The organism is Acidovorax sp. HMWF018 (assembly GCF_003061035.1).
GTDB lineage: Bacteria > Pseudomonadota > Gammaproteobacteria > Burkholderiales > Burkholderiaceae_C > Acidovorax > Acidovorax delafieldii.
In genome coordinates this window covers 1-9,837 of sequence record NZ_QAIM01000285.1, presented here as the reverse complement: position 1 = coordinate 9,837, position 9,837 = coordinate 1, and the positions used below count along the sequence as shown (strand labels likewise).

General features: G+C 60.3%; 13 protein-coding genes, 1 tRNA gene and 1 pseudogene. 10 read left to right on the top strand and 5 right to left on the bottom strand.

The window, feature by feature from the left end; all coding sequences use genetic code 11:
• Together DBR23_RS10710 and DBR23_RS10705 are read right to left on the bottom strand one after the other, a co-directional pair.
• Window positions 1-251 (bottom strand): hypothetical protein (locus DBR23_RS10710; RefSeq protein ID WP_146191306.1); only part of this gene is annotated, 251 nt, incomplete at its 3' end.
• Window positions 252-379: 128 nt separating this feature from the next.
• A complete protein-coding gene (locus DBR23_RS10705) occupies window positions 380-1,090 on the bottom strand; it encodes a recombinase family protein (protein ID WP_108498234.1) in 711 nt (236 codons plus the stop codon).
• Between the two features lie 147 nt (window positions 1,091-1,237).
• Between DBR23_RS10705 and DBR23_RS10700 the strand changes: the two genes are divergently transcribed.
• The 4 genes from DBR23_RS10700 (at window position 1,238) to DBR23_RS10685 (ending at window position 3,155) form a co-directional block, all read left to right on the top strand.
• Window positions 1,238-1,654, top strand: a complete 417-nt coding sequence (locus tag DBR23_RS10700) for a hypothetical protein (protein ID WP_108498233.1) — start codon at window positions 1,238-1,240, stop codon at window positions 1,652-1,654.
• A gap of 51 nt (window positions 1,655-1,705) precedes the next feature.
• A complete protein-coding gene (locus DBR23_RS10695; protein ID WP_108498232.1) occupies window positions 1,706-2,086 on the top strand; it encodes a hypothetical protein in 381 nt (126 codons plus the stop codon).
• Window positions 2,087-2,111: 25 nt separating this feature from the next.
• Window positions 2,112-2,375, top strand: coding sequence for a hypothetical protein (locus DBR23_RS10690; RefSeq protein ID WP_108498231.1), 264 nt, complete (start codon window positions 2,112-2,114; stop codon window positions 2,373-2,375).
• A gap of 567 nt (window positions 2,376-2,942) precedes the next feature.
• The gene (locus DBR23_RS10685) at window positions 2,943-3,155 is read left to right on the top strand and encodes a hypothetical protein (protein WP_108498230.1); all 213 of its coding nucleotides are present in this window, start codon (window positions 2,943-2,945) and stop codon (window positions 3,153-3,155) included.
• Window positions 3,156-3,284: 129 nt separating this feature from the next.
• On the opposite strand, the gene DBR23_RS10680 is transcribed toward DBR23_RS10685, so the two are convergent.
• The 3 genes and pseudogenes from DBR23_RS10680 to DBR23_RS10675 form a co-directional block, all read right to left on the bottom strand.
• Window positions 3,285-4,841, bottom strand: a complete 1,557-nt coding sequence (locus DBR23_RS10680; protein ID WP_146191305.1) for a hypothetical protein — start codon at window positions 4,839-4,841, stop codon at window positions 3,285-3,287.
• A 339-nt stretch (window positions 4,842-5,180) separates the two neighbouring features.
• A pseudogene (locus DBR23_RS32250) lies at window positions 5,181-5,339 on the bottom strand (DUF6538 domain-containing protein); the annotation flags it as partial.
• Between the two features lie 84 nt (window positions 5,340-5,423).
• Window positions 5,424-5,500, bottom strand: a tRNA-Arg gene (locus DBR23_RS10675).
• A 429-nt stretch (window positions 5,501-5,929) separates the two neighbouring features.
• On the opposite strand from DBR23_RS10675, the gene DBR23_RS10670 reads away from it, so the two are divergent.
• From DBR23_RS10670 to DBR23_RS10655, 6 genes are all read left to right on the top strand, one after another.
• A complete protein-coding gene (locus DBR23_RS10670) occupies window positions 5,930-6,553 on the top strand; it encodes a helix-turn-helix domain-containing protein (RefSeq protein WP_108498228.1) in 624 nt (207 codons plus the stop codon).
• Between the two features lie 131 nt (window positions 6,554-6,684).
• Window positions 6,685-7,329, top strand: a complete 645-nt coding sequence (locus DBR23_RS10665) for a helix-turn-helix transcriptional regulator (protein WP_108498227.1) — start codon at window positions 6,685-6,687, stop codon at window positions 7,327-7,329.
• Window positions 7,326-7,472 carry a hypothetical protein gene (locus DBR23_RS29625; protein ID WP_158274175.1) on the top strand — a complete coding sequence of 49 codons (147 nt, stop codon included), beginning with the start codon at window positions 7,326-7,328 and terminating at the stop codon, window positions 7,470-7,472. The genes DBR23_RS10665 and DBR23_RS29625 overlap by 4 nt, the downstream gene beginning before the upstream one ends.
• Before the next feature lie 528 nt (window positions 7,473-8,000).
• Entirely contained in the window at window positions 8,001-8,162 is a 162-nt protein-coding gene (locus DBR23_RS29620; protein WP_158236081.1) for a hypothetical protein, read from the top strand.
• A 204-nt stretch (window positions 8,163-8,366) separates the two neighbouring features.
• Window positions 8,367-9,599, top strand: a complete 1,233-nt coding sequence (locus DBR23_RS10660; protein ID WP_158276449.1) for a phage/plasmid replication protein, II/X family — start codon at window positions 8,367-8,369, stop codon at window positions 9,597-9,599.
• A 25-nt stretch (window positions 9,600-9,624) separates the two neighbouring features.
• A partial coding sequence (locus DBR23_RS10655) for a hypothetical protein (protein ID WP_146191304.1) occupies window positions 9,625-9,837 on the top strand: 213 nt, incomplete at its 3' end.

The window sequence follows — 9,837 nt, the reverse complement described above, 5'->3', positions numbered from 1 at the left end:
CTCAGGAATCTCATGTAGATGGACGCCAACTCATCGGCGGTAATCATCTCTTCAGTCTCAAAAATCTGCAGGGTCTTCCCGTCCTGGTACTGAAAATGGAATGAATTTTCGTTCTCGCACCAGCAATCGACGTAGTCGGCGCCATGCTCCAGAAACAGTACGTTATCGTGCTTCAATGACTTAATCGCTGCCATCACGACGGTCCCGTCTGGATCAACAAATTCCCGAGTGTTGTTCAGTCTGAGCTTCATCTACTGCCTTGCTATCTAGTGTGAATCTTTGATTGTTACAAAGGTTACGTTGCGTTTATGCGCTTCCCTGCACGCAGCAACTTCCCAATGATCACGAGGGAGGGCGATTTGGGCGACCGGGCATAGCATCACCAGATACCGCGCGCGGCCTCGCCAGGGGCATCAGCCTTCAGGCGCGCCAACAGGTGCTGCACCTGCCTCAATGACCAAGCCCCGCCGCGTGGGGCCTTGATGCCCACGGTGTTCAGCTCAGCCACCATCCGACGCTGACTCAGTCCGCGCGCCTGGAACCCTTCCACCACGCCCGCCAGCTTGGCGGCAAAATCGTTTGCCGCGTCCCGGCGCTCTTCGATATTCCTGCGCAAGTTTGCAGCCCCTGCCGTTCCCAGCTTCTTGCCCCCTGCCTTTGCCGCTGCCAGGGCATCTTTCGTCCGCTGGCTGATCTGGTCCCGCTCCCACTCGGCCATCACTGCGTGCATCTGAATCATCACCTTGTTCGCCTGGGGCATATCTGCGGCCACGAATTCGCACCCAGCCTCAAGCAGGCCGGAAATGAAATTCACGTTTCGGGCCAAGCGGTCTAACTTAGCAATGACGAGCGTTGCGCCTCGCCGCTTACACAGCTCAAGGGCCGCCCGGAGCTGCGGGCGCTTGGCCAGGGCGTTTGACCCTTTGCCGGTTTCCGTCTCGGTGAACGCATCCACCAACTCCCAGCCAGCGCCTTTCAGATAACGGGCAACCGCTTCACGCTGCGCGTCAAGACCAAGCCCCGATTGCTCCTGTCCGGCGGTGGACACACGGTAGTAGGCGACGGCGGCATGGCGGGTTTCTGGTGGCACGAGCGCTCCTGACGAAGTGATAAGACGGACGTTTAATTTGTAGTCAGCTCGTATTTTACCCAGAATGACACGTTTTGACACGACAATTTAGACAATATAAAATTCGGCGATCAAAACAACTCGGGGCCGCAAGGCCCAAAGGAACCAATGAGGCAAGAAGACCAAGAAAATTGGCCGCTGTCGGTACGGGAGACGGTCGAGAAGATCGCCGATGCGCTCGGCGAAACGCCCGCCACTTGGCAACAGCGCCTAACCAACTGGCGCCGCGACGACCGGGATGCGCCACTGCAACACCATCAAGAAGCAGGCAAACGCCCTTGCTACATGTCGTTGGACGTTGACCGCTTCATCAAGGGTCGGTTGATGGCCCGTGCCGCAGTTGTTGGCAAGGCGCCTCAACTCGCTAGCGTCAGAGCAGTGGCAACCGCTCACGGCATCGTTTTGGAATGGGGAACCCCAGCAGCCTCAGGCCGCGTCCGGGTGGGGCTCAAGGATGCTCACACGCTCGGCGCGCAGCTTGTTGCACTTGCCGACCGGTATGCCTCCCAGGTACACGACGAATAGACCGCGCCTGAGCGCGACCAGGATCAACAACAAGAAGAAGGAGCAAATCCCATGACACGCAAAACGATCAAGCTGCTGAACACGCAGGAAACCGTGACGCTGCTCACCCTGAAGCTGGGCACCCCCGTCGCGTGGGCCGCCTGGCTGGCGGACATTCGTAGGAATCCCCGAGAGGGCGTCCCGGTGCCAAGCCTCCACGGGCTCCGACTGCGCCCATATGCCCAGCACGGACTTGTTGCCCTCTATCGGCCCTGCGACTTGAAGGACTTCATCGACGCCGTGCGCGCGGCCGACCCCAGTATCAAGGTCGCTAGTAAACCAGCGTTCTACGTCGTGGACGACCACGGCGAGCTGCAGCCCTGGCAATGGCGCAAGGCGCGCCCGATCACTACCCCCACCAAGCCCGCAACGCTGCTAAAGCGTGCGGCCTGATCATCATCACCAACGAGAGGAACCTATGACACACACCAACAAGCACACCTCAGGCTTGAGCGCCCGCGCCATCGACACCAGCGAGTTCGCCGCCATCTACGAAACCTGCGAATGCCTGTTCACCTACGACAACGGAGGCAGTCGGACATTCGTCTTGACGGACTCCAACGGGGTGGACTTCCTCGCTATCCAAGATGGCGCAGACGGTAACGTCGTCATCGTGGAGCTGGCAGATGCCCACGAAAGCGCGCACCACTACGCCCGGGAGGTCTTGAACCGGGTGTTCTAACTCCCATGTAAGCACCCGTGCTTGTCGGCATCCATACGCTCGGCACGGGGAAGATAAAGCCGCTAGAGGGAACCCCACACAGCGGCAGCACCGACAGGGCGCGGCGATGAGTCGTAGTCGTTACAGGGTGCGTGGGGTGAGAGACAGGCGCATGGCTGACTGCGCTGGTGCCCGTCTCGAAACAAGCTGTGACCGTGCGCAGAGAAGAAACCAATACCGACAACCGCCCCGGCGGTGAACAGGTCAGGTGGTCAAGCCAGCCCCCACCCTACAGAGCGCTGTGGGGTAGGGGGACAACTGGCTTCACCAACCCGACAGAAGAGAAGAAAGACAAGAAGGCGCCAACACCAGTAGCCCGGGCCATCAGCGCATCGCGGCTGCGCCGCTCAACCGCATAGGCCATTGCCACCACGGTAGCAGGTCGCTGACCTTGCACCCCCTATCTGTGAAAGGGCCACACCTGATGCCCTTCAAGAAATTTTTTCCCAGATTTTCCAGAAGGGCGCGGTTTTCGCAAACGGGCTCACTACAATGCCGCCGCCCCAAACAACTGACATTCACAACACGATGGACGAACTCAAGCAACGCGCCTTTGCTGCCTACTTCCGTAGCGGTGGGACAGAACAGCCATCCAGCAAATCCGGTTCACAGAAAAGCACCGACGGCAAAGAATACGTCGTGCTGCGCAACGTCAACTCCATCCTTGCCGTGTACCGGGTCAAACCTGATGGTGTTCTGAAACGGCTCAAACGTTACCCGGCTGAGCTTGAAAGCAACTGAGAGGCCGGGACCACTCCCTATAAGAGTGGACCCGCCACGATGGGCATCTCGGGGCTTCAAAAATGCACTCGCGCCAGGAACCGCCCCGGAACACAAGGACAACGCAGCCCTTATAGGTAAAACAGCCGGTTATTCACCCCGGCGCGTCCGGACCTCGCCCAGGTCTTCCTTGCCCTTGCGGTCGCCATGCTTGCGGCCCAGTGCGTCCCGGATCGCCTCGATGCCCCAGTCAATATCGAACCGCTTCACTGCAGGCAGGCCCTCATATTGCACAGCGGCCACCACGGCCCCCTTCTCACTCGTTTTCACCCGCAGGTAGCTCGCTGTATTCACATCGCGCTCACCAGGCGGTAGATCGTGCCCCATAAGCGCGTACCGGGCCACCCGTACTAGGGTGGCATCGGCAAAGCCCAGAACCTCAGCAGACACCCGCAGCAGCGCATTGTTCATGTTGTGCCGGAACGAATGGAACACCCGGCCACCATCACGCGGCATGCCCAGCTTCTCCAGCATCTGAGACATTCTCCGGCCCGAGTCTTTGGCGTATCTGGCATCCGATGCAACGCATGAAAGCTCGGGGAACACGCGCCGGAAGCCTTCACGCAGCAACCCATCGCAGTAGTCTAGGAAACCAGCCGCGACCAGCGCCGGATGCAGCGGCACAAGGCGGGCAGATTGCTCATTCTTCAAGCTCTTGTCCGCCGTGGCCTCGTTCACATCCAAGCACCACACACCATCCACTTGGCGCACATCCGCAAGGTAGAGCTGAGACGCTTCTTTCAACCTCAAGCCACCGAACAACCCCAGCAGCGGCAACCAGAACTCATGTGGCCCGCAACGCTCGGCGCCCACAACATGGCGGCCATGACCGTTCACAAACAGAGGCTGCGAAAAGATAGCCTTCAGTTCCTCGTCAGAGAACGGCCCACGCCCGTCATCATCATCACCAGATTCTTTGCGCGCAGCTGCAGCATCCCGGCGCGCCGCTTTCGCATCGGCCTTCGACACTCCCGTCTCGCCTGCCAGGCCCGCCGATGGGTCCGCATCCATGTACTCACGGGCGACTAGCCACGCAAAAAAACGGCGCAACCACTGCATGCGCTCACGCTGCATTTCGGCACTCATCAACGGCCAATCAGGGCGCGCCGCGCGCAGAGCTTCGACAGTCGCCTTCATAGTGGTGCGCTTGACCTCCTTCGGCAGATGGTTCGCATTGCCAGGGAACGTCTTCAACGGCCCATCGCGGTACGTGCGCAGCACATCACCATCAATTTCGCCCAGGCGCAGATCACCCATGAACTCTGGAAACAGCAGCATCCCGGCCTTGCGCTGGCGCTGGTCCATCGTGGAGGTCAGGTTCTTGGGCAGGCCATCGGGGCTTGCACAGTACGCATCCAGCGCCTCAGAAAAGCGTTTGCCCGCCCACTTCCCACCACGGGGCAATGTTGGGGGCTCTGGGGCCGTCACTGCCTTTGCCATCATGCGCTCAGCCGGTATCACGGCTACTACAGCGGCCCGCAGCGCCTCCAGCTCAACAGCCAGCACCTCCAGGCTACCCACCGGTACAACGGGCGCCACATCGGGCACGTAGAGCCACCCTGGCCGTCCTGGCGCCTCCATGCACACCAGCTCAACCGCGCCCAACTCACCAGCCAGCACCTGACCGGCCACGATGGCCGAATCCACCAGGGGCAGCACCTGCCCCACCATCTGCGCGCGGATGCTGTCGTTGGGGGCTCCATTGGGGCTCGGGATCACCACGCCGCCAGCGTGGCCCAGCTCGGCATCGACAGGCTCAAGCGACTGCGACGGCATGAGGAAGCCTTCTGCGGCCCCTGGCGGAATTCTGCAGTGGAGACCGATCCGCCCAGCGCTTGCGGCCCGCACCAAGTCGCCCAGGTCGAAGCCCAGCAGTTCCACCGCACGCCGAAGCGATAGATGCCCGACGGTCACCAGGGCCGGGCCACTGCCGACCAACTTCTGAATATCCACTCTTCCGCCTTCCAGCTCGAAAAGGTGTCGCCGCCACTGGGCCAACAACTCAGACGCGATCACGCGCCCGGCGCGCTTGTCGGTGGTGCGGCATGACTGTACGAACTCGCGCCGCCCTGCCGCCTGGCGCAGCCGCGCCGGAACCGCCAGGCGTGCCCACCACACATCTCCACGCCGATAAAACCCGTCCATGATCCACACCTTGTAGCAGTGTGGTGTAGCAGGACGCCCAAAAGGAAAAAGCCCTGAGTCTTTTCAGACTCAGGGCTTACCTGTTGGTGCGGCTGGCAGGAATCGAACCCACGACCCCTTGGTTCGTAGCCAAGTACTCTATCCAGCTGAGCTACAGCCGCTAAGCTTCGAATTATAGCATGATTTCTTGGCGGTCCTTGAAATTTGCTTTCTTTCTGATTGCTTTCCTGGATCAGGCCATGCAAACAGACAGTCAATTCAACGCAAGCCGAGATTGTAATGCACGATGAAGGTTCCAAAAACAAACTCAGCGATTTGGATCACAAAACACATCGATTGTTGATGGATTCACCCTGCGAGCGAGGGTGGTAGGGCGTGTTGGACTTGAACCAACGACCAAAGGATTATGAGTCTGCCCGGAAACTCTGGCCCAACAACGCTTTGGCACACGCCGCCATCTACAAAAGAATGCGGCTTGCCATGGCCGCAGAGCGCTCTGGTGCTCGCGTTCACAAAGAGTTGTAGAGGATCGCGGCTCCCCAAGAACCGCGGCTTGTTTGGCAGATAGCCTCGCGCTGTAAACTGCCACGATGGTGACTCGCAAGACCCCTCAACAACCTCAAGGTTCAGCCCTCGATAGCCTTGCTGGGTTAGCGGCTCAGGCCGACGCTTTAGCAATAGAAGCAGGGGATAGGAGCAAGCGACAGCCGCCCGGAACGAGGCAACCCGGCAGATTCCGCAGTGCGCCAGAAGATGATCTTGGGCAGCGGATTCAAGAAAACCGCAAAGCAAAAAATCTAACGCAGGGCGATCTGGCCGATCTAACTCGCAGTCTCGACTCTGAAGACAAAGGCATCTCTCGTGCAGTTCTTTCACTGTACGAATCGGGCACCAACCGCCCTTCCCCTCGGGAAATTCGCTTGCTCTGCGAAGCTCTCACGATCACGCCTAACTATCTGATCTATGGCGACGATGCGCCATTTCACGAAAGCAATGACTACCAGAGGTACGGGATGCTCTCCCGTTCAGAGCCTGAAGGCTATGCCTGGATGGCCTACGTGCTGGCAAGCGCGCACCTGAGTCACGCCGAAGCTGCGATGCGCCTGCTGGTTGATCTAGCTCGCGGAACGAACAAGAAGTTCGATCAGGGCGCCCAAGAACGAGCCAATCAGTTACTGCTCGATATGGCCGACGAGCTACGCAAGCAACGCTAGAACACTCGCGATAAGCAATTTTTCATTTCACTCTTGCAATTAAAAATTGCAAGCGGTATTCTTCGCACATCCTCGAAACAATACATTGCAATCTCGCAATGATGCATTTCGCGGAATGACGAAGGAATCGTATGAGTGCATCAAAAAGGGGCGTCACGCCCGAGCAACTGCGCCAGGCAGCCAAAGACCTCAACCTAACGGTTGCGGCAATTGCAGAGGGGACCGGCCTGTCCAAGGCCTACATCAGCGAGTTCCGCAACGAAACTCGCAATCTCTCTGCCTCCCAGCAGGCCCAACTGCGCACCTACCTCGAAGCCCAATACGAGGAACAGGGCCAGGACTTCCCCGAAGCGCAGGACACCAGCGACCAAGACCTGCTGCAGGGCCTGGGCGGCATGGTCAAGCGCATCACGCGCCCTGCCATCCTGCTGTCTGAGGATGTGCCCGCAGCCCAGGCGGAAAAGCTCGCTGACCTGATCGAGGCCAACCGCCTCAAGGTGGGCGACATCCTGAACACCGAGTTCGCCACGGGTGGATTTTTCGGTGGCGAATTCTCGGAAGCCACCGAGAACGCGATCCGCGAAATCTTCGCCCTGCTGGCCTTGAACTACGTGGCCATCCTGATGCTGCAGGGCCGGAACATCGCCCGCAAGCTGCCCGAAGGTGCCCAGCCCAAGACCATGGGCGACTGGCTGTCGGGCTACCTGGCGGCATCGCCGCTGGCCGACCTGCTGCCCGAGGCTGACCCTGCCGATGCCGAAGCGGAGGCAGCATGAACACCTTCACCACGCCTATCTCGATGGTCGCCGGCTCTGGCAAGGGCGCAGCCCTTGCCGCCGGCGTGATCGGACTGCTTTTGATGCTGGCGCTTGCGTCCAAGAGCGATCCGACAGCACGCAATCAGACCACCGGACGGTGATTTTGATGCGGTCAGAACCTTCAAAACCCAGTTCTGATGCGGGTTTCAGGCCTGTTGCGTCTGCGGCGTTCGCTCGGACAGCAGCGGGCACCGACTGGCCTACGCGCAACGACTGCGGCAGACACGCGCACAGCAGCCAGGCGGCCACCTTTAATGCCGAACAGGGAGCCTTCGCATCCCCCCGCCCTGCCCAGACGTGGCGCCACAAGGCGCCGACCGGGGCACCCGCTTGCACGCCAGTGCATGCGGGGGGGGAGGGAACCAGGTCCGCCAGGGCGGTGGATCAGGCAGACGGCGGCGGGTGGATCGCCAGGGCCACGCTACCCGATGGCCGGTGCAAGCGCTTCCGCCAGCTGCAGTGTTTCGACGGCTATGTGGCCGTTTGGCGCGCTGCCGGTTTTCTCCTGACCTGGCAGGACCCCCGCACGGTTTTCATCACGCGCGGTGGGCTGGACGCAGGGCCACAGCGCCCCGCTGCAGACCAGGCCCAGGTCAGCCCATCAACACACCACACAGAGACTCTGAATCATGGTCAAGCTCGATTTGGGCATTGCCAAGCTCGATTGGTACGTGCTTTCCAACCCATCGGCCAACACCGGCCCGTTCTCGTTCTCCATCGACCACGAGGGCGTCTTCCTGTTCCTCAAGCCCGTACAGCTCGCGCTGCTGTGGCCCTGGGTGAAGGTATGAGCCAGAAGCCCGCACAGCCCGCCTTCGCCTGGTGGACCACCCCCACCACCCGCGCGTTGCATCGCACGCCCACACAGCCTGCCACGGGCGTGCATCGCCGTCCCTTTTCTGGCGCAAAGACCGCGCCTCATTGCCCCCCGGAGGCTCGCCGTGCAACAGCACAAATTCTCCCCTTCACGGGCAGTAACACCCCGTATGAGTCTCATGAGTGAGACAGCAGCCAGCGAAGCGCAGCAGCTCATGGGACTCGATACGGTACGGATCAAAAGCCCTTACATGCCCCGCAACGTCGTGGACAAGGTCAAAGCCCAAGGGCAGAGCTACTGCCAGGTGCTCAACGAAACCGGCGAGCTGCTGTGGGAAGTCACCCGCACCAACCTCAAGGGCTCCTACGAATCGCGGATCATGGTCAAACCCATGTACGAGGACTGCCAGAAGTCCAAGAGCGGCAAGCCCGAATGGCACCCTAGCCCGCCCTATCTGATCGTGGAGTGCTCAGTCCCAAAGACCATGTACGGCCAGAACGTCTATGGGGTGATCGAGGACCTGCAGACGGCCTGCGAGAACGTGCGCACGCTTCTGCAGCAGCTCATGGGCATTGAACTGCCCCACACCGGCAATTGGACCGTCCAGCGTGTGGACTGGGCCGAGTCCTTCCAGTTGCCCTACCAAGCCGTGCAGGAGTTTTTCGAGGGCATCTACCACGTGGCCTTTCCACGCCGGAAGATGCAGAAGTACGGAAACGAGTCCATCTTCGTCCCGGGCACCACCACCACGATCAAGCTGTACCACAAGGGCCCCGAGTTCCAGAAGAACGACCGCAAGCGCTTGGCCTGGGTGTTGACCAACGCATTCAAGGAAGCCGCTCCGCGTGACGCGGCACCCGACTGGGCCCAACGCCAGGCCTATCGCAAGGTGGCCGCTATCCAGCGGCTGGCAAACAACCGGTTGCGCGCAGAGGTGGAAGTACACGCGGAGAAGCTCGATTACGACTTCGGTCACAAGCCCAAGGTGCGCGAGGTCACCACCGACTACCTGCAGGCCGTCTTTGACAAGGAAATTGCCCGCCTGATGCGCGAGGGTCGTGATGGTGTGAACGTGGTCCGTTCCAGCCTGGCGGTGCGGGATCGCGTAGAAGCCCTTCACTCACCGGAGCTGGCCGCCCGCTTGCACGGTTTCTGGCTGGGTCTTGCCACCCATGGCGAGGAAGACATGAAGAAGCGCGTCACTCGACCGACCTTCTACCGCCTTCGCAAACAACTCGAAGAAGCTGGCGTGTCCTGGCTCGCCACCGACATGCAACTCATTGAGCGTCAGGGGCAAATGCTGCCCGTTGATTTCTCCCCCGTTCGTGCAAACGCCAGGCGCTGTACCAGCCTGGTGCGCGAAAGACCCGCGTTCGACTACCGAAGCGGACTACTCCAACTGGCCGCCTAAGGCCTTCTCCCCAAAGGAAATCATCATGAGCGAAACCGTCCTCGTATTGCGTGCCGACCGGTACGAATTCACCAGCGAAAAAACCGGTGAAATCATCAAGGGCGCCAACGTCTATTTCATCAGCGACACCCAGGTCGAGACACCCAACGCGGTAGGCGACAAGCCGATGAAGGTTGCCATCAGCGACGAGGTGTTCAACGACATCAAGCACTACGGCGCCCCGGCCATCTACGACATC

Coding starts and splice junctions, on each gene's coding strand:
- DBR23_RS10700 (WP_108498233.1), top strand. CDS start 1,238: ATGAGGCAAGAAGACCAAGAAAATTGGCCGCTGTCGGTACGGGAGACG.
- DBR23_RS10695 (WP_108498232.1), top strand. CDS start 1,706: ATGACACGCAAAACGATCAAGCTGCTGAACACGCAGGAAACCGTGACG.
- DBR23_RS10670 (WP_108498228.1), top strand. CDS start 5,930: ATGGTGACTCGCAAGACCCCTCAACAACCTCAAGGTTCAGCCCTCGAT.
- DBR23_RS10665 (WP_108498227.1), top strand. CDS start 6,685: ATGAGTGCATCAAAAAGGGGCGTCACGCCCGAGCAACTGCGCCAGGCA.
- DBR23_RS29620 (WP_158236081.1), top strand. CDS start 8,001: ATGGTCAAGCTCGATTTGGGCATTGCCAAGCTCGATTGGTACGTGCTT.
- DBR23_RS29625 (WP_158274175.1), top strand. CDS start 7,326: ATGAACACCTTCACCACGCCTATCTCGATGGTCGCCGGCTCTGGCAAG.
- DBR23_RS10660 (WP_158276449.1), top strand. CDS start 8,367: ATGAGTGAGACAGCAGCCAGCGAAGCGCAGCAGCTCATGGGACTCGAT.
- DBR23_RS10685 (WP_108498230.1), top strand. CDS start 2,943: ATGGACGAACTCAAGCAACGCGCCTTTGCTGCCTACTTCCGTAGCGGT.
- DBR23_RS10690 (WP_108498231.1), top strand. CDS start 2,112: ATGACACACACCAACAAGCACACCTCAGGCTTGAGCGCCCGCGCCATC.